General features: G+C 61.9%; 14 protein-coding genes and 2 pseudogenes. All 16 read left to right on the forward strand.

The genetic code is table 11. From position 1 onward, the window contains the following. On the forward strand, positions 1-138 hold a 138-nt coding region (locus HX814_RS13820), incomplete at its 5' end, for a urocanate hydratase (RefSeq protein WP_008430265.1). Between the two features lie 142 nt (positions 139-280). Next, complete coding sequence (locus HX814_RS13825; RefSeq protein ID WP_087692903.1) at positions 281-1,720, forward strand: cytosine permease; 1,440 nt, start codon at positions 281-283, stop codon at positions 1,718-1,720. Continuing rightward, a pseudogene (locus HX814_RS13830) lies at positions 1,707-1,854 on the forward strand (histidine ABC transporter substrate-binding protein); the annotation flags it as partial. The gene HX814_RS13825 and the pseudogene HX814_RS13830, both read left to right, overlap by 14 nt. Before the next feature lie 71 nt (positions 1,855-1,925). Further along, on the forward strand, positions 1,926-2,777 hold the full coding sequence (locus HX814_RS13835) for a proline/glycine betaine ABC transporter permease (RefSeq protein ID WP_003209260.1): 852 nt from the start codon (positions 1,926-1,928) through the stop codon (positions 2,775-2,777). Next, positions 2,774-3,598 (forward strand): glycine betaine/L-proline ABC transporter ATP-binding protein, encoded by an 825-nt coding sequence (locus HX814_RS13840; RefSeq protein ID WP_003209262.1) that lies wholly within the window; start codon positions 2,774-2,776, stop codon positions 3,596-3,598. The genes HX814_RS13835 and HX814_RS13840 overlap by 4 nt, the downstream gene beginning before the upstream one ends. A gap of 146 nt (positions 3,599-3,744) precedes the next feature. Continuing rightward, positions 3,745-5,268, forward strand: a complete 1,524-nt coding sequence (gene hutH, locus HX814_RS13845; protein ID WP_102367932.1) for a histidine ammonia-lyase — start codon at positions 3,745-3,747, stop codon at positions 5,266-5,268. A 114-nt stretch (positions 5,269-5,382) separates the two neighbouring features. After that, entirely contained in the window at positions 5,383-6,921 is a 1,539-nt protein-coding gene (gene hutH, locus HX814_RS13850) for a histidine ammonia-lyase (RefSeq protein WP_085984627.1), read from the forward strand. A gap of 170 nt (positions 6,922-7,091) precedes the next feature. After that, positions 7,092-8,498 carry an amino acid permease gene (locus HX814_RS13855; protein WP_177008283.1) on the forward strand — a complete coding sequence of 469 codons (1,407 nt, stop codon included), beginning with the start codon at positions 7,092-7,094 and terminating at the stop codon, positions 8,496-8,498. A 16-nt stretch (positions 8,499-8,514) separates the two neighbouring features. Beyond that, positions 8,515-9,720, forward strand: coding sequence for an imidazolonepropionase (gene hutI, locus HX814_RS13860; RefSeq protein WP_003209269.1), 1,206 nt, complete (start codon positions 8,515-8,517; stop codon positions 9,718-9,720). Positions 9,721-9,731: 11 nt separating this feature from the next. Then, positions 9,732-10,532, forward strand: a complete 801-nt coding sequence (hutG, locus tag HX814_RS13865) for an N-formylglutamate deformylase (RefSeq protein WP_177008284.1) — start codon at positions 9,732-9,734, stop codon at positions 10,530-10,532. A 259-nt stretch (positions 10,533-10,791) separates the two neighbouring features. Further along, the gene (locus HX814_RS13870) at positions 10,792-11,739 is read left to right on the forward strand and encodes a choline ABC transporter substrate-binding protein (protein ID WP_008439284.1); all 948 of its coding nucleotides are present in this window, start codon (positions 10,792-10,794) and stop codon (positions 11,737-11,739) included. 154 nt (positions 11,740-11,893) lie between these two features. Next, positions 11,894-12,829: an alpha/beta hydrolase gene (locus HX814_RS13875; protein WP_177008285.1), complete on the forward strand. Its 936-nt coding sequence runs from the start codon at positions 11,894-11,896 to the stop codon at positions 12,827-12,829. A gap of 103 nt (positions 12,830-12,932) precedes the next feature. Continuing rightward, on the forward strand, positions 12,933-13,904 hold the full coding sequence (gene pip / locus HX814_RS13880; RefSeq protein WP_008439282.1) for a prolyl aminopeptidase: 972 nt from the start codon (positions 12,933-12,935) through the stop codon (positions 13,902-13,904). Next, entirely contained in the window at positions 13,901-14,338 is a 438-nt protein-coding gene (gene dtd / locus HX814_RS13885; RefSeq protein ID WP_087692908.1) for a D-aminoacyl-tRNA deacylase, read from the forward strand. The genes pip and dtd overlap by 4 nt, the downstream gene beginning before the upstream one ends. Before the next feature lie 267 nt (positions 14,339-14,605). After that, complete coding sequence (locus HX814_RS13890; RefSeq protein WP_008439280.1) at positions 14,606-16,357, forward strand: glucan biosynthesis protein G; 1,752 nt, start codon at positions 14,606-14,608, stop codon at positions 16,355-16,357. Further along, positions 16,350-18,925, forward strand: a pseudogene (gene mdoH, locus HX814_RS13895) (glucans biosynthesis glucosyltransferase MdoH); the annotation flags it as partial. The gene HX814_RS13890 and the pseudogene mdoH, both read left to right, overlap by 8 nt. Between the last annotated feature and the right edge of the window lie 44 nt (positions 18,926-18,969).

Here is an 18,969-nt window from a genome sequence, read left to right on the forward strand (position 1 = left end):
GACGAAGCCGCCGAGCGTATCGCGCGCGTGCTGCACAACGACCCGGCGACCGGCGTGATGCGTCATGCGGATGCGGGCTACCAGATCGCGATTGATTGCGCCAAAGAGCAGGGCCTCAATCTCCCGATGATCAAATAACTAATGTGGGAGCGGGCTTGCTCGCGAATGCGGTGTATCAGTCACTGAAGTCGTTAGCTGACCCATCGCTTTCGCGAGCAAGCCCGCTCCCACATGTGATCTGCGTTTCACCCAAAAACAATCCATCAGAGGTTGAACATAAATGGCAGTAAAAGACGCTCGTGCAAGCACCACCCCGTTGATCGAAAGGCGTTCGATCGACTACATCCCGGAAGCGGAAAGACACGGCCGTCTATTGAGTCAGTTCACCCTGTGGTTGGGTGCCAACCTGCAAATCACTGCGATTGTCACCGGGGCCCTGGCCGTGGTGCTGGGCGGTGATGTGTTCTGGTCGTTGATCGGTCTGTTGATCGGTCAACTGCTGGGCGGTGGCGTCATGGCCCTGCATGCGGCGCAAGGCCCGCAACTGGGCTTGCCGCAGATGATCTCCAGCCGCGTGCAGTTCGGCGTGTATGGCGCGGTGATTCCCCTGGTGCTGGTGTGCCTGATGTACATCGGTTTTTCTGCCAGCGGCTCATTGCTGGCGGGGCAGGCGGTGGCGCAGTTGCTTCACGTTGAAGACTGGGTCGGCATCGTATTGTTCGCGGGGCTGATCATGGTGTTTACGATCTTCGGCTACCGGGTGATCCACGGCATTGGTCGCATCGCCAGCGTGCTGGGGGTGGTTGCCTTCGTGTACCTGTTCTACAGGCTGCTGGCCGGTAACGACATCGGTGCGTTGCTAGGCAACAAGCATTTTTCCCTCAGCAGTTTCCTGCTGGCGATTTCCCTCTCGGCGTCCTGGCAGATTGCGTTCGGCCCGTATGTAGCGGACTACTCGCGCTACTTGCCGCGCAGCACGCAGGCCTCGAAAACCTTCTGGGCCGTGGGCCTCGGTTCGGTGATCGGCGCGCAGGCTTCGATGGTGTTCGGTGTGTTTGCGGCAGCCCTGGCAGGCTCGCAATTCGCTCACCACGAAGTGTCGTTTATCGTCGGCCTGGGCGGCACCGGGATCGTCGCGGCGCTGCTGTATTTCAGCATCGCCTTCGGCAAGGTCACCGTCACCACCCTCAACGCCTACGGCAGCTTCATGTCGATCGCGACAATCATCAGTGGTTTCCGTGGCAGCCGGCATATCGGCAGTGGCACGCGGCTGTTGTACATCTTCGTGATGGTGTCGATTGCCGCCGCGCTGGCGTTGCTGGGCAAGGACTCGTTCCTCAAGGATTTCTCCGCGTTCATCCTGTTCCTGCTGGCGTTTTTCACGCCCTGGAGTGCGATCAACCTGGTGGACTTCTACTGCATCACCAAAGAGCGCTATGACATCCCGGCCCTGTCCAACCCCAACGGTCGCTACGGTCGCTGGAACCTGATGGGCATCAGCATCTACGTGTTCGGCGTGCTGATTCAGATGCCGTTCATCTCGACGCATTTCTACACCGGCCCACTGGTCGCGAGCCTGGGCGACACCGATATCTCGTGGATCATCGGGCTGGTGGTGCCGGCGGCGTTGTACTACTGGGCTGCGAAAAAATGGCACAGCCCGATTCCTGAGCGCCTCGTGCTGCCCGATGTGCAGGGCGCCGCTGCTCAACCTGCTTAACCAGAACCCGGTACGCATGACAAACAGCGAATTGAAACAGCAAAACTGGCGAAAACTTTCCTCAAGGGACATCCTGAACTCTGGCACGCATGGTGAGCGACAACGCAGCCAAGAAAATCGACGCGGCCTTGTAGGTTGAGCGTTTCCGGTTGCCGCCACAGGCAACCGGGCGCCCGGCCACAATCCACTGGATCGAGAGCACACTATGTTTCCTGAGAGTTTTACGTTTTCCATCGCCGACTGGGTCAACAGTTGGGTCGATGCGCTGGTGACCAACTACGGCGATGTGTTCCGGCACATCTCCGATACGTTGCTGTGGGCCATCGTTAACCTGGAAGGTTTGCTGCGCGCAGCGCCCTGGTGGTTGATGTTGCTGATTGTCGGCGGTATTGCCTGGCATGCCACTCGCAAGTGGTTCACCACCGTCGTGATCGTCGGCCTGCTGTTTCTGGTGGGCGCGGTCGGGCTGTGGGACAAACTGATGCAAACCCTGGCGCTGATGATGGTGGCCACGGTGATCTCGGTGCTGATCGGCATTCCCCTGGGGATTCTGTCGGCCCGCAGCAACCGCCTGCGTTCGGTGCTGATGCCGCTGCTGGACATCATGCAGACCATGCCCAGCTTCGTGTACCTGATTCCGGTGTTGATGCTGTTCGGCCTGGGCAAGGTCCCGGCGATTTTCGCCACGGTGATCTACGCCGCACCGCCGCTGATTCGTCTTACCGACCTGGGCATTCGCCAGGTGGACGGTGAAGTCATGGAAGCGATCAACGCCTTCGGTGCCAACCGCTGGCAGCAACTGTTCGGCGTGCAACTGCCGCTGGCCCTGCCGAGCATCATGGCCGGGATCAACCAGACCACCATGATGGCCCTGTCGATGGTGGTGATCGCCTCGATGATCGGCGCCCGTGGCCTGGGTGAAGATGTACTGGTGGGCATCCAGACCCTCAACGTTGGACGCGGCCTTGAAGCCGGTCTGGCGATCGTGATTCTTGCCGTGGTCATCGACCGCATTACGCAAGCCTATGGTCGTCCACGGCATGAGGCGAGCAAATGACTACTGTCAGCAAAATTGAAGTCAAAAACGTATTCAAGATTTTCGGCAACCGCTCCAAGGATGCACTGGCGTTGATTGGCCAGGGCAAGAGCAAGGACGAGGTGCTGGCCGAGACTGGTTGCGTGGTGGGTGTGAACGACCTGTCCCTGAGCGTCGACACCGGTGAAATCTTCGTGATCATGGGGCTGTCGGGTTCCGGCAAGTCGACCCTGGTGCGTCACTTCAACCGGCTGATCGACCCTACCAGCGGTGCGATCCTGGTGGACGGTGAAGACATCCTGCAACTGGACATGGAAGCCTTGCGCCAATTCCGCCGGCACAAGATCAGCATGGTGTTCCAGAGCTTTGGCCTGCTGCCTCACAAGAGTGTGCTGGACAACGTTGCCTACGGCCTGAAAGTGCGTGGCGAAACCAGGCAAGTGTGCGCCGAGCGTGCGCTGCACTGGATCGAAACCGTGGGCCTCAAGGGCTATGAAAACAAATACCCGCATCAACTTTCCGGCGGCATGCGTCAGCGTGTAGGCCTGGCCCGGGCGCTGGCGGCCGACACCGACATCATCCTGATGGACGAGGCGTTCAGTGCGCTCGACCCGCTGATCCGTGCCGAGATGCAAGACCAGTTATTGGAGCTGCAAAAGACCCTGCACAAGACGATCGTGTTCATTACCCACGACCTCGATGAGGCGGTGCGCATCGGCAACCGCATTGCGATCCTCAAGGACGGCAAGCTGATCCAGGTCGGCACGCCCCGCGAGATTTTGCATTCACCGGCGGATGAGTACGTGAACCGGTTTGTCCAGCGGCGGGTGGCGGTGGTTTGATCCGATATTTGTGGTGGGTTGGCTGAGGCTATCGCAGGCAAGCCAGCTCCCACATTTGGAATGCGTTTCCCCTGTGGAAGCTGGCTCGCTTGCGATGAGGCCAGTGAAGCTGCACAACAATTGCGAATTTCATGAAGAGGTCAACGATGTCCCAGGCTGAAAAAATCATCATCGCCGACGCCCCGATGCGTTGGCAGGACGTGGTCGCCGTGGCTCGCCACGGTGCGATCCTCGAACTCTCGGGCCAGGCCTGGGCTCGCATCGACAATGCACAGGCCATCGTCCAGCGCATCGTCACCAGCGGCGAGCGCGCCTACGGCATCAACACCGGCCTGGGCGCCTTGTGCAACGTGTCGCTCAAGGACGAACAACTGAGCCGGCTGTCGCGCAATACCCTGCTCAGCCATGCCTGCGGCGTCGGTGCTCCACTGAGTGTGGAGCAAACCCGCGCGATCATTTGCGCGGCGATCATTAACTACAGCCACGGCAAATCCGGCTTGCATCCGCAGGTGGTGCATTCGCTGCTGGGGCTGCTCAACCATGGCATCACGCCGCAAGTGCCGTCCCAGGGGTCCGTGGGTTACCTGACCCACATGGCGCACATTGGCGTCGCCTTGCTCGGCGTCGGCGACGTCAGCTATCGGGGCCGTATCGTTCCCGCACACCAGGCGCTGGCTGAAGAAGGTTTGCAGCCCGTAGTGCTCGGTGCCAAGGACGGGCTGTGCCTGGTCAACGGCACGCCGTGCATGACCGGCCTCAGCAGCCTGGCCCTGGCCGATGCGCACCGCCTGCTGCAATGGGCCGATGTGATCGGTGCCATGAGCTTCGAAGGCCAGCGCGGCCAGATCGACGCCTTCGACGAAGAAATCATCGCGCTCAAGCCGCACCCGGGCATGCAGCAAGTGGGCATCAACCTGCGCGCGTTGCTGGACGGCAGCGAAGTGATCGCCAGCAGCAAAGGCATTCGCACCCAGGACGCCCTGAGCATCCGTTCGATTCCCCAGGTGCACGGCGCCGCCCGCGACCAACTGGAACACGCCACCCGGCAGATCGAAACCGAACTCAACGGTGCCACCGATAACCCGCTGGTGCTCGGCACGCCAGACAGCTACCGCGTGGTGTCCCAGGCCAATCCCCACGGGCAGTCCGTGGCCCTGGCGGCAGACATGCTGGCCATCGCCATGGCCGAAATCGGCTCCATCGCCGAGCGTCGCCTGGACCGTCTGATCAACCCGCACGTCAGTGGTTTGCCGGCGTTCCTGGTGAGCAACCCCGGGGTCAACTCCGGGATGATGATCGTGCAGTACGTCGCCGCCTCGCTGTGCGGGCAAAACCGCCAGTTGGCGCAACCGGCGGTGCTCGACAACTTCGTCACCTCGGGCCTGCAGGAAGACCACCTGAGCATGGGCACCAACGCCGCGCTGAAGCTGTATTCGGTGCTGGAAAACGTCACCCAGATCCTCGCCATCGAGTACTTGCTGGCGGCCCAGGCGTTCGAGTTCCTCCAGGAGCAACGCTTCGGCGCCGGCACCGATGCCGCCTGGCGTTTGCTGCGCGAACACGTCCCGGCCTACGACCAGGACCGCTGGCTGGCGCCAGACATCGCAGCCACCGCCGCGTTGCTCAAGGACGCCGATTTACTGCAACGCACGCTACCGAATTTGCACTGACCTTTTCCCAACAATAACCAGCGTGCCAAGCCGACTGATCCTCTAAAAGAGCACAGCGGCGGATAACGGAAGCATCCGGAGCGACTGGTAGTTAACAACACTCTCAAAAGGAGCATGAATGTGACTGCGCTAAACCTGATTCCAGGCCAACTGAGCCTTGCCCAACTGCGGGCCATCTACCAGCAGCCGGTAACCCTCAGTCTGGATGACAGCGCCTCGGCCCAGATCGAAGCCAGTGTCGCCTGTGTGGAGCAGATTCTCGCCGAGAACCGCACCGCCTACGGCATCAACACCGGTTTCGGCCTGCTGGCCTCGACCCGCATTGCCAGCGAAGACCTGGAAAACCTCCAGCGTTCCCTGGTGCTGTCCCACGCCGCCGGCGTCGGTGAGCCCATCAGCGATGCGCTGGTACGGCTGGTCATGGTGCTCAAGGTCAACAGCCTGAGCCGGGGCTTTTCCGGGATTCGCCGGCAGGTCATCGACGCGCTGATCGCCCTGATCAATGCCGAGGTCTACCCGCACATTCCGCTGAAGGGTTCGGTGGGCGCCTCCGGTGACTTGGCACCATTGGCCCACATGTCGCTGGTGCTGCTGGGCGAAGGCAAGGCCCGCTACAAAGGCGAATGGCTGGAAGCTACCGAAGCGCTGAAAGTTGCCGGCCTGACGCCGCTGACCCTGGCGGCCAAGGAAGGCCTGGCGCTGCTCAACGGCACCCAGGTTTCCACCGCTTATGCATTGCGTGGGCTGTTCGAGGGCGAAGATCTGTTCGCCGGTGCCCTGGCCTGTGGCGCCCTGACGGTGGAAGCCGTGCTGGGTTCGCGCTCGCCGTTCGACGCACGCATTCACGCTGCCCGGGGCCAACGCGGCCAGATCGACTCTGCGGCCGCTTATCGCGCCCTGCTGGGTGAAAGCAGCGAAGTGTCGCAATCCCACGAAAACTGCGACAAGGTCCAGGACCCGTACTCCCTGCGTTGCCAGCCACAAGTCATGGGCGCCTGCCTGACCCAGTTCCGCCAGGCGGCCGAAGTACTGGTGGTGGAAGCCAACGCCGTGTCGGATAACCCGCTGGTGTTCGCGGCTGAAGGTGACGTGATTTCCGGTGGCAACTTCCACGCCGAACCGGTGGCCATGGCGGCGGACAACATGGCGCTGGCCATCGCGGAAATCGGCTCCCTGAGCGAGCGTCGCATCTCGTTGATGATGGACAAGCACATGTCGCAACTGCCGCCATTCCTGGTGGGCAATGGCGGTGTGAACTCCGGCTTCATGATCGCCCAGGTGACGGCGGCGGCATTGGCCAGCGAGAACAAGGCACTGGCGCATCCCCATAGCGTCGACAGCCTGCCGACGTCAGCCAACCAGGAAGACCACGTGTCGATGGCCCCGGCGGCGGGCAAGCGCCTGTGGGAAATGGCCGAGAACACCCGCGGTGTGCTGGCGGTGGAATGGTTGGCGGCTTGCCAGGGCCTGGACCTGCGCAATGGCTTGAAGACTTCGCCGGCGCTGGAAAAGGCGCGCGGGATCCTGCGCAGCAAAGTCGCGTTTTATGAGAAGGACCGCTTCTTTGCGCCGGACATCAATGCCGCCAGTGAGCTGCTGGCAACGCGTTGCCTGAACGAGCTGGTGCCGGCGAAGTTGTTGCCGAGCCTCTAAGGACATCGAACCCCTCTTTGTGGCGAGGGAGCTTGCTCCCGCTGGGCTGCGTAGCGGCCCCAAAAACTTGCGGGCGCTGCGCACCCGAGCGGGAGCAAGCTCCCTCGCCACAAAAAGCTTGTCCACACCGCTTCGAATTTTCTCAGGATAAAAATAATTAGGGACGAGAAATGCACTCGGAAAAAGGTTTAAAACGCGGGCTCTCCGCCCGACATATTCGCTTCATGGCCCTCGGTTCCGCGATCGGTACCGGGCTGTTCTACGGCTCCGCCTCCGCCATCCAGATGGCCGGCCCCGCCGTGCTCCTGGCCTACCTGATCGGCGGCGCCGCGGTGTTCATGGTGATGCGCGCCCTCGGCGAAATGGCCGTGCATAACCCGGTGTCCGGCTCCTTCGGCCAGTACGCCAGTACCTACCTGGGCCCGATGGCCGGCTTTATCCTCGGCTGGACCTACGCCTTTGAAATGATCATCGTCTGCCTCGCCGACGTCACCGCCTTCGGCATCTACATGGGCTTCTGGTTTCCCGAAGTCGCGCGCTGGGTCTGGGTGCTGGGCATCGTGTTGCTGATCGGCGGCCTGAACCTGTGCAACGTCAAAGTCTTTGGCGAAATGGAGTTCTGGCTGTCGCTGCTCAAGGTCGGTGCCATCGTCGCAATGATCCTCGGCGGCTTCGGCATCATGCTTTTCGGCATTCACTCGGCGGGCGAAGCACCCGCTACCGGCCTCAGCAACCTGTGGGCCTACGGCGGCTTCATGCCTAACGGCGTGGGTGGCTTGATCGCGTCCTTCGCGGTGGTGATGTTTGCGTTTGGCGGCATCGAAATCATCGGCATCACCGCCGGCGAAGCCAAGGACCCGCAGCGGGTGATCCCCAAGGCAATCAACGCCGTGCCGTTGCGTATCCTGCTGTTCTACGTGCTGACGTTGTTTGTGCTGATGGCGATCTACCCGTGGCCGCAGATCGGCAGCCAGGGCAGCCCGTTCGTGCAGATCTTCAGCAACCTGGGGATAGGCTCGGCGGCGACCATCCTTAACATTGTGGTGATCTCGGCCGCCGTCTCGGCCATCAACAGCGACATCTTCGGCGCCGGTCGCATGATGTATGGCCTGGCCCAGCAAGGGCAGGCGCCCAAGGGCTTTGCCCAACTGTCGAGCCAGGGCGTGCCGTGGATGACCGTAGTGGTGATGGGCGCCGCGTTGCTCGGCGGTGTGGTGCTCAATTACCTGATCCCGGAAAACGTGTTCCTGGTCATCGCCTCGATTGCGACCTTCGCCACGGTGTGGGTGTGGTTGATGATCCTGGTCACCCAGGTGGCCATGCGTCGCTCGATGACCAGGGAACAGATTGCCGAGCTGAAATTCCCGGTGCCGTTCTGGCCCTACGCGCCAGCGGCCGCCATCGTGTTCATGCTGTTCATCTTCGGCGTGCTGGGTTATTTCCCGGACACCCAGGCCGCTCTTATGGTCGGCGCCGTATGGATCGTCTTGCTGATCGTCGCCTATCTGCTGTGGGTCAAGCCCGCCGCCGGGCAAACGGCCAAGGTCCACTACGACCCGGCTTTGTCTCATCGATAACCTAATGGAGGCGTTGATGAAAACGCTTTGGCAACACTGCCACGTTGCAACCATGGCCCAGGGCAACTACTCGATCATCGAGGACGCCGCCATTGTTACCTCGGGCACGCTCATCGAGTGGATCGGCCCGCGCGCCGATCTGCCGGATGCGAACTACGCAACCACCCATGACCTGCAAGGGGCGTGGGTCACGCCCGGGCTGATCGACTGCCACACCCACACGGTGTTCGGCGGCAATCGCAGCGGCGAGTTCGAGCAGCGGCTGCAAGGCGTGAGCTACGCCGAGATCGCAGCGGCCGGTGGCGGTATTGCCAGCACCGTGCGCGCCACGCGTGCGGCGAGCGAAGATGAACTGTTTGCCAGCGGCCACAAGCGCCTGCGCAGTTTGCTGCGCGACGGTGTAACCACCGTCGAGATCAAGTCCGGCTACGGCCTGGACCTGGCCAGCGAGCGCAAGATCCTGCGGGTGATCCGTCGCCTCGGCGCCGAGTTGCCGGTCAGTGTGCGCAGCACCTGCCTGGCGGCGCATGCGTTGCCGCCGGAGTACGTGGACCGGGCCGATGCCTACATCGATCACATCTGCACCGAAATGCTCCCGGCGCTGGCAGCGGAAGGCCTGGTGGACGCGGTCGACGCCTTCTGTGAGTACCTGGCGTTCTCGCCGGAGCAGGTGGAGCGCGTGTTCATCGCCGCCCGGAAACTTGGCTTGCCGGTAAAACTGCACGCCGAACAGTTGTCGTCCCTGCACGGCTCCAGCCTGGCGGCGCGGTACCAGGCGCTGTCGGCGGACCACCTGGAATTCATGACCGAGGAAGACGCCATCGCCATGGCCGCTTCCGGCACCGTCGCGGTGCTGCTGCCGGGCGCGTTCTACTTCCTGCGGGAAACCCAGTTGCCGCCGATGGATGCCCTGCGCAAGCACGGCGTGAAGATCGCGATCGCCAGCGACCTCAACCCGGGCACCTCGCCGGCGTTGTCGGTGCGCCTGATGCTGAACATGGCCTGCACCCTGTTCCGCATGACCCCGGAAGAAGCCCTGGCCGGCGCCACGCAACACGCGGCCACCGCCCTGGGCCTGGGCAACAGCCATGGCTCGCTGGAAGTGGGCAAGGTCGCGGATTTTGTCGCCTGGCAGATTGATCGTCCCGCCGACCTGGCCTACTGGCTGGGTGGCGAGCTGGATAAACGCGTCGTGCGCCACGGCGTCGAAGTCACCGTTTAAGGAGTACCGCTGTGGATAAGGTTCTGAACTTCAAACAAGGCCGTGTGCCGCTGCTGATCAGCATGCCCCACGCGGGCCTGCGCCTGACGCCGGCGGTGCAAGCCGGGCTGATTCCCGAGGCGCAAAGCCTGCCGGACACCGACTGGCACATTCCCACGCTGTATGACTTCGCCGAAGCGCTGGGCGCCAGCACTCTGGCGGCGGAGTATTCGCGCTTTGTCATCGACCTGAACCGGCCTTCAGACGACAAGCCGCTGTACGTTGGCGCAACCACCGGCCTGTACCCGGCGACACTGTTTGACGGTGTGCCGCTGTTCCGCGAAGGCCTGGAACCGTCCAAGGCCGAGCGCGCCACGTACCTGGAGCAGGTGTGGACGCCGTATCACCGCACCCTGCAAAACGAACTGACCCGGCTCAAGGCCGAGTTCGGTTATGCGCTGCTGTTTGATGCGCACTCGATCCGCTCGGTGATCCCGCACCTGTTCGAAGGCAAGCTGCCGGACTTCAACCTCGGCACCTTCAACGGCGCGGCCTGCGATCCGCAGCTGGCCAGCGAACTGGAAGCCATCTGTGCCGGCCACCCGCAGTACAGCCATGTGCTCAACGGGCGCTTCAAGGGCGGGCACATCACCCGTCACTACGGCGACCCGGCCGAGAACATCCACGCCGTGCAGCTGGAGTTGGGGCAGTGCACCTACATGGAAGAGTTTGAGCCCTTCCGTTATCGCGCCGACCTGGCCGAGCCGACGCGGGTGGTGTTGAATGAACTGCTGGAAGGGTTCCTGGCGTGGGGCAAGCGGCATTACTCCTGAGTGGCGTCGCTGCTGAGATAGCTTTCGCGAGCAAGCCCGCTCCCACATTCGACCGTGTTCCTCCTGAAGAAACACGGTCGAATGTGGGAGCGGGCTTGCTCGCGAAGAGGCCCTCAACAGCAACACACCTCCCAAGTCGTCTGTGTGCAAATCCCTGTCGCCACAGTTCGCTTTGATCAAGGTCTCGCTGGGTAAGGTGTTGGGCACGGCGCGTCAGACGCCACTCCCACAATAAAAACTGCCGAGTGAGACCGCATCGATGAAAAGACTGTTCAACCGTTGTCTGTTGATTCTCACCGGCGCCGCACTCTTGAGCGCCAACGCGATGGCTGCCGACCCGGCCTCGTGCAAGGTCGTGCGCATGGGCGTGGTCAGCTGGACTGACGTGATCGCCACCAGCGGCATGGCCGACGTGCTGCTCAATGGCCTGGGCTATGACAGCAAGCAAACCAGCGCCGTGCAGCAGATCATCTTTGCCGGCATCCGCGACAAGCGCCTGGATATATTCCTGGGCTATTGGAAACCGGCGATGGACAACAACATCGCACCGTTCCTCGCGGCCAAGCAGGTCAAGGTGTTCGACAAGCCGAGCCTGTCCGACGCTCAAGCGACGCTGGCGGTGCCGCAGTACGTTGCCGACGCCGGCTTGAAAACCTTTGCCGACATTGCCCGCTTCAAGGACAAGCTGGGCGGCAAGATCTATGGCATCGAGCCGGGCAGCGGTGCCAATACCGATATCCAGAAAATGATCGACAGCAACCGCTTTGGCCTCGGCGGCTTCAAGCTGGTGGCGTCCGGCGAGGCAGGCATGCTGGCGGCGGTGCAGCGGGCAGTGAATCGCAAGGAGTTCGTGGTGTTTGTCGGCTGGACCCCGCACCCGATGAACATCAACATGAAAATGGCGTACCTGACCGGCAGTGAAGATGTGTTTGGCGCCAACGAAGGCATGGCCACGGTCTCCACGGTGACGGCGCCGGATTACGCCGAACGTTGCCCCAACGTGACACGCCTGCTGGAAAACCTGACCTACACCGCGGCCCAGGAAAGCCAGTTGATGGTGCCGATCATGGACCGCAAGACGCCGCAGGATGTGGCCAGACAGTGGCTGCGCGACAATCCCGAGGATTTGCAGCGCTGGCTGGCGGGTGTAACGACCCTGGATGGAAAAGACGGCGTGGCGGCGGTGCAGGCCAGCCTCAAGCCCTGAGCAAATGAAGATCAAAATGTGGCAGCGGGCTTGCTCGCGAATGCGGTGGGTCAGCCACACAAGTATTGACTGATACACCGCATTCGCGAGCAAGCCCGCTCCCACATTGGATTCGTGGCGGCTGTTAAATCCTTATCTTCAGGACGATCCTTCGATGTCCCATTACCCGATTTCCGCGCAGATGTGCGCCTTCGTCGAAAAAACCGAATCCTTCACCAGCGACGACACATCGCTGGCCGGATTGCGCCGAGGCTATGACCGCATGTGCCAGGCGTTCACCCCGGCGCGGCCCGAAGGGTTACAGGTGTCAGACGTTTCCCTGGGTGACGTGGGCGTACGCATTTATCAACCGGCGACGCCAATCCCTGATGGCGGCTGGCCATGCATCCTTTATATGCACGGTGGCGGCTGGGTGGTCGGCGGCCTGGATTCCCATGACTTCATGTGTGCTGAACTGGCCGACTCACTGCAAGTGCTGGTCATCGCCATCGATTACCGCCTGGCACCCGAACACCCGTTTCCGGCCGCCTTTGAGGATTGCCGTGCGGTGTGGCAGGCGATCCAGGTGGGCGAAGCGCCCCAGCCGATCAACCTTCAGCGTCTGGTGGTGGCCGGTGACAGCGCCGGCGGTAACCTGGCGGCGGCCCTGTGCCTGGGCCTGCGGGATGACCATCAGCCGCAGCCCCTGGCGCAAGTCCTGATCTACCCCGGCCTGGGCGGCCCCGCCGACCTGCCGTCCCGCCGCGATTGCGTCGACGCGCCGCTGCTCAGTACCGCCGACACCGAGTGCTACCTCGCCCTTTACCTGCGTGGGCCGGACAAGCCGTCGCCCTACGCCATGCCATTGCTGGCCGTGGATTTCAGCGGGTTGCCGCAGGCTTTGATCGCTGTCGCCCAGTTCGACCCGTTGCGGGACGACGGCATGCTCTACGCCGAACGCCTGCAAGGCGCCGGGGTGGCGGCCACGCTGTATCCCGGCAAAGGCCTGGTTCACGGCTGCCTGCGGGCCCGGGGCCAGGTGTTGGAGGTCGACCGGCTGTACGTTTATCTGCTGGACTACCTGCGTGGTGTTCTGCTGACACAGGTCTAGGTCCACGAGGACATGCTCATTGCACAATTCGGGTTTATGATGCCAGACGGCAAAATAATAGACGTCCCCCCAGGGATGAACTCGACCCCTTACGGAGCGCGCAATGCAGACTTTGTACCCGCAGATCAAACCCTACGCCCGGCACGATCTGGCCGTCGATGAAACCCACGTCCTGTACGTCGACGAAAGCGGTTCCCCGGAAGGCTTGCCCGTTGTGTTCATCCATGGCGGCCCCGGCGCCGGGTGTGATGCCAATAGCCGCTGCTATTTCGATCCTAATCTGTACCGAATTGTTACTTTTGATCAGCGTGGCTGCGGGCGCTCCACCCCACGGGCCAGCCTGGAAAACAACACCACCTGGGACCTGGTGGCCGACCTTGAGCGGATTCGCGAACACCTGGGCATCGAAAAATGGGTGCTGTTCGGCGGTTCCTGGGGCTCGACCCTGGCCCTGGCCTACGCGCAAACCCACCCGGAGCGTGTGCACGGCCTGATCGTGCGGGGCATTTTCCTGGCCCGCCCCCAGGACATTCAGTGGTTCTACCAGGCTGGCGCCAGCCGGCTGTTCCCCGATTACTGGCAGGACTACCTGGCGCCTATCCCGGCGGAGGAGCGGCACGACCTGCTCAGCGCCTACCACAAGCGCCTGACCGGCAACGACCAGATCGCCCAGATGCACGCCGCCAAGGCCTGGTCCACGTGGGAAGGGCGCATGTTGGGCCTGTGCCCGAACCCGCAATTGATCGAGCGTTTCTCCGAACCCCAGCGCGCCCTGTCGATTGCCCGTATCGAATGCCATTACTTCACCAATAACTCGTTCCTTGAACCTGACCAGTTGATCCGCGACATGCACAAGATCGCCCACCTGCCTGGCGTAATCGTGCATGGCCGCTACGATATGATCTGCCCGCTGGACAATGCCTGGGAGCTGCATCAGGCCTGGCCCAACAGTGAGCTGCAGATCATCCGCGAGGCCGGCCATGCGGCTTCCGAACCTGGAATTACCGATGCGCTGGTGCGTGCGGCGAGTGAAATGGCACGGCGCCTGCTTGATTTGCCGCCTGAAGAAGCATGAAGGGGCTTTTGCAACGGGTGCGCGGCGCCCGGGTCGAGGTAGAAGGGCAGGTGGTCGGGGCGATAGACCAGGGTTTGCTGGTGCTGGTGGCTGTCGAGCCTTCGGATACGCAAGCCAGCGCCGACAAGCTGCTGCATAAGCTGCTTAACTATCGGGTGTTCAGCGACGACGAGGGCAAGATGAACCTGTCCTTGAAAGACATTGGCGGCGGTTTGCTGCTGGTGTCGCAGTTCACCCTGGCGGCAGACACCAAGAGTGGGCTGAGGCCGAGCTTCTCCACGGCGGCACCGCCGGCGTTGGGCGAGGCGCTTTTCGACTATCTGCTGTTACAAGCGCAACAATTGCATGGCACGGTAGCGGCAGGGCGTTTTGGCGCTGATATGCAGGTGCATTTGGTCAATGATGGGCCGGTCACCTTCCTGTTACAGACGTGAATGTACTGAAAACGACTTGTGATGCCCAAAAAACCGGGTTTTCGCTACAAATACTTCGCTGACCCTGATGCGTTGTCACGCGGGCTACTAGATAATCGCGCGCTACGGGGATCAGCGTTAATTGGTCCATTTTTGACTTAGGTAGAGACTTGTCCGATAGCCATTGGGGAATCATTTAGCCCCATGGGAGTCGGAACAATGCTCGCCAACCTGGCATATAGATAGCTGGCCGTTGGTTTTTTGATCTGTTTTCGGCGAGGGTTGCTCGTGATTGTTAGTCCCTGTAATGCACCAAAATTGTCTGCCAAACGGTTACGAAACGTACTGGTGACGGGCTCTGCCCTGTTTTGCCTGTTCGGCGCGGGTCAACTGTGGGCATTCAGTCTGGATGATGTGTCGGCCAAGGCAAAAGAGCTGGCCGGGCAGAAATACGAAGCTCCGCGCAGCAATTTGCCGAACGAATTCCGCGAAATGAAATTCGCTGATTACCAGAAAATTCGTTTCCGCAACGAAAAAGCCGAGTGGGCCGATCAGAACACCCCGTTCAAGCTGTCCTTCTACCACCAGGGTATGCATTTCGATACACCGGTGAAAATCAACGAAGTCACCGCCGACAGCGTTCAGGAAATCAAGTACGACCCGTCCCGCTTCGATTTCGGCGACGTCAAGTTTGATCCCAAATCCACCGAACAGCTGGGTTATGCCGGTTTCCGTGTGCTGTACCCGATCAACAAGGGTGACAAGCAAGACGAAATCATGACCATGCTCGGCGCCAGCTATTTCCGCGTCGTGGGCAAGGACCAGGTCTACGGCCTGTCTGCCCGCGGCATGGCGATCGACACCGCGTTGCCGTCCGGCGAAGAATTCCCGCGTTTCACCGAGTTCTGGATCGAGCGTCCAAAACCGGGTGAGAAACAGCTGGTGATCTACGCCCTGCTGGATTCGCCGCGGGCCACCGGCGCTTATCGCCTGATCCTGCGCCCGGGTACCGACACCATCGTCGACGTCAAATCCCAGATGTACCTGCGTGACAAGGTCACCAAGCTGGGCATCGCCCCGCTGACCAGCATGTTCCTGTTCGGCGCCAACCAGCCGTCCAAGGTCCTCAACTACCGTCGCGAGCTGCACGATTCCAGCGGCCTGTCGATCCATGCCGGCAACGGCGAGTGGATCTGGCGCCCACTGAACAACCCCAAACACCTGTCGGTCAGCAACTTCACCGTGGAAAACCCGCGTGGTTTCGGCCTGCTGCAACGCGGCCGCAACTTCAGCCACTACGAAGACCTCGACGACAACTACGACAAGCGCCCAAGCGCCTGGATCGAGCCTGAAGGCGATTGGGGCAAGGGCTCCGTCGACCTGGTAGAGATTCCGACCGCCGATGAAACCAACGACAACATCGTTGCGTTCTGGAGCCCGGAAACACTGCCGGAGCCAGGCAAGCCGCTGGACGTTGCCTACCGCCTGCACTGGACATTGCAAGACGCCGAGTTCCATTCGCCAGAAAGCGCCTGGGTCAAGCAGACCCTGCGTTCCACCGGCGACGTCAAGCAATCCAACCTGATCCGTCAGCCAGACGGCAGCGTGGCTTACCTGGTGGACTTCGAGGGCCCGTCCCTGAAGAAACTGCCAGCTGACGCACCGGTTCGCAGCCAGGTCAGCGTGGGCGACAACGCCGAAATCGTTGAAAACAGCGTGCGCTACAACCCGCACACCCAAGGCTGGCGCTTGACCCTGCGCATGAAGATCAAGGACGCAGGCAAACCGACTGAAATGCGCGCTGCTCTGGTTCAGGACATCGTGCAGCCGGAACCGGAGAAGGTTTCGACCCAAGTGTTGAAAGCCGACAAGGTCCTGGCCAAGCAGCACGAGAAAGCAGCCAAGAAAGACGCCAAGGACAAGGACGCCAAGCAGCCGGAAGCGGCTGCCCCAGCCACACCACTCCCTACCCAGGATCAGGCCAAGACAGAGCAAGTCCTGACCGAAACCTGGAGCTATCAGTTGCCTGCCGATGAGTAATTCTCAAGTCCAGCCAGAGACTCTTGCCGAGTACCTGGCGCATCTACCGATGACCGATGAGCAGCGCGCCGAACTGGCGGGCTGCGAGTCCTTCAGTGAATTGCACAAGCGCCTGTCATCGTCCACGTTCGACGCGCCTGCCGACGCTGCCCAGGCATCGGTAGGCGCCCGGCTGACCCTCAACACTGCCGAAGAGCTGCAAGACGCCGAAATGCTGGTGCTCGACGCCAGCGGCCGGGTTTGCCTCAAGGCCACGCCGCCGATCCGTCGGACCAAGGTCGTGCCTGAGCCGTGGCGCACCAATATCCTGGTGCGTGGCTGGCGCCGCCTGACCGGCCGCACGAATCCACCGGCCCCGCCGAAGGATGAGCGCGTACTGCCGGCCGCCCGCTGGCGCACCGTCGGTTCGATCCGTCGCTATATCCTGCTGGTGCTGATGCTCGGCCAGACGATCGTTGCCGGCTGGTACATGAAAGGCATCATGCCGTACCAGGGCTGGTCCTTCGTCGACTTTGACGAGATCCGCAACCAGACCCTGCTGCAAACCGCGACCCAGGTACTGCCTTACGCCCTGCAAACCAGCATCCTGGTGCTGTTCGGGATTCTGTTCTGCTGGGTCTCGGCCGGTTTCTGGACCGCGCTGATGGGCTTCCTGGAACTGCTGACCGGTCACGATAAATACCGTATCTCCGGTAAAAGTGCCGGTGACGAGCCGATTCCGAAAGACGCCCGCACCGCCCTGGTCATGCCGATCTGCAACGAAGACGTGCCCCGGGTATTTGCCGGCCTGCGCGCGACGTTCGAATCGGTGGCTGCCACCGGTGACCTGGACCGTTTCGACTTCTTCGTCCTCAGCGACAGCAACGAGGCCGACATCTGCATCGCCGAGCAGCAAGCCTGGCTCGACGTGTGCCGCGAAGCCGGTGGCTTCGGCAAGATCTTCTATCGCCGCCGTCGCCGTCGCGTCAAACGCAAGAGCGGCAACCTCGACGACTTCTGCCGTCGCTGGGGCGGTGACTACAAGTACATGGTGGTGCTCGACGCCGACAGCGTGATGAGCGGCGAATGCCTGACCAGCCTGGTGCGCCTGATGGAAGCCACGCCGGATGCCGGGATTATCCAGACCGCGCCACGTGCGTCGGGCATGGATACCCTGTATGCGCGCATGCAGCAGTTCGCCACCCGGGTGTACGGCCCGCTGTTTACCGCCGGTCTGCACTTCTGGCAGCTGGGTGAATCCCACTACTGGGGTCACAACGCGATCATCCGCATGAAGCCGTTTATCGAGCACTGCGCCCTGGCGCCGTTGCCGGGTAAAGGTGCGTTTGCCGGTGCGATTCTTTCCCACGACTTCGTTGAAGCTGCGCTGATGCGCCGCGCCGGCTGGGGCGTGTGGATTGCCTACGACTTGCCGGGCAGCTACGAAGAGCTGCCGCCGAACCTGCTGGACGAACTCAAGCGTGACCGTCGCTGGTGCCACGGCAACCTGATGAACTTCCGCCTGTTCCTGGTAAAAGGCATGCACCCGGTGCACCGTGCGGTGTTCCTCACCGGCGTGATGTCGTACCTGTCTGCACCGTTGTGGTTCTTCTTCCTGGTGCTGTCCACGGCCTTGCTGGCGGTTAATACACTGATGGAGCCGCAGTACTTCATGGCGCCGCGCCAGTTGTATCCGTTGTGGCCACAATGGCATCCGGACAAGGCGGTGGCGCTGTTCTCCACCACCATCGTTTTGCTGTTCCTGCCTAAATTGCTGAGCATCATCCTGATCTGGGCCAAGGGCGCGAAAGAGTTCGGCGGCAAGTTCAAGGTGACCCTGTCGATGCTGCTGGAGATGCTGTTCTCCATGTTGCTGGCGCCGGTGCGGATGATTTTCCACACCCGTTTCGTACTGGCCGCGTTCCTCGGCTGGGCGGCGACCTGGAACTCGCCACAGCGTGACGACGACTCCACGCCATGGAGCGAGGCAGTCAAGCGCCACGGTCCGCAGACCCTGCTCGGCTTCTTCTGGGCGCTGCTGGTGGTGTGGTTGAACCCAAGCTTCCTGTGGTGGCTGGTGCCGATCGTCGGTTCGCTGATGCTGTCGATTCCGGTGTCGGTGATTTCCAGCCGGGTCAAACTGGGCCTCAAGTCTCGCGACGAGAGCCTGTTCCTGATCCCCGAGGAATACAATCCGCCCCAGGCGCTGTTGTCGACCGACAAGTACACCCACGAAAACCGCTGGCATGCGCTCAATGACGGTTTTGTGCGGGCGGTGGTCGATCCGCAGCAGAACGCCCTGGCGTGCGCCTTGGCAACTTCCCGTCACGGGCAGGCGGAACCGATTGAATGGCTGCGTGTTGATCGGGTTCGCCACGCGTTGAAAGTCGGCCCGGCCGGCCTCAACAACGGTGAACGCCTGGCCTTGCTCAGCGACCCGGTCGCCCTGGCACGCTTGCACGAGCAGGTCTGGAGCGAAGGCCACGCCGAGTGGCTGAGCGCCTGGCGCGAATCGGTCAAGGCCGATCCGCATGCGCCATTGCTGCCATTGAAGCCGCTGTCGTCCCAGGCTCAACCGGCCTGATTCCGACGCCCCCGAGGTGCCACCTCGGGGGCGTTTGCGATAACCGTCC

This window comes from Pseudomonas sp. C8002 (assembly GCF_013385765.1).
Classification (GTDB): domain Bacteria; phylum Pseudomonadota; class Gammaproteobacteria; order Pseudomonadales; family Pseudomonadaceae; genus Aquipseudomonas.

What these genes read in the sequence shown, in the direction of transcription:
- HX814_RS13825 (WP_087692903.1), top strand. Translation starts at nt 281, where the DNA reads ATGGCAGTAAAAGACGCTCGTGCAAGCACCACCCCGTTGATCGAAAGG.
- HX814_RS13835 (WP_003209260.1), top strand. Translation starts at nt 1,926, where the DNA reads ATGTTTCCTGAGAGTTTTACGTTTTCCATCGCCGACTGGGTCAACAGT.
- HX814_RS13840 (WP_003209262.1), top strand. Translation starts at nt 2,774, where the DNA reads ATGACTACTGTCAGCAAAATTGAAGTCAAAAACGTATTCAAGATTTTC.
- hutH (WP_102367932.1), top strand. Translation starts at nt 3,745, where the DNA reads ATGTCCCAGGCTGAAAAAATCATCATCGCCGACGCCCCGATGCGTTGG.
- hutH (WP_085984627.1), top strand. Translation starts at nt 5,383, where the DNA reads ATGAATGTGACTGCGCTAAACCTGATTCCAGGCCAACTGAGCCTTGCC.
- HX814_RS13855 (WP_177008283.1), top strand. Translation starts at nt 7,092, where the DNA reads ATGCACTCGGAAAAAGGTTTAAAACGCGGGCTCTCCGCCCGACATATT.
- hutI (WP_003209269.1), top strand. Translation starts at nt 8,515, where the DNA reads ATGAAAACGCTTTGGCAACACTGCCACGTTGCAACCATGGCCCAGGGC.
- HX814_RS13870 (WP_008439284.1), top strand. Translation starts at nt 10,792, where the DNA reads ATGAAAAGACTGTTCAACCGTTGTCTGTTGATTCTCACCGGCGCCGCA.
- HX814_RS13875 (WP_177008285.1), top strand. Translation starts at nt 11,894, where the DNA reads ATGTCCCATTACCCGATTTCCGCGCAGATGTGCGCCTTCGTCGAAAAA.
- pip (WP_008439282.1), top strand. Translation starts at nt 12,933, where the DNA reads ATGCAGACTTTGTACCCGCAGATCAAACCCTACGCCCGGCACGATCTG.
- dtd (WP_087692908.1), top strand. Translation starts at nt 13,901, where the DNA reads ATGAAGGGGCTTTTGCAACGGGTGCGCGGCGCCCGGGTCGAGGTAGAA.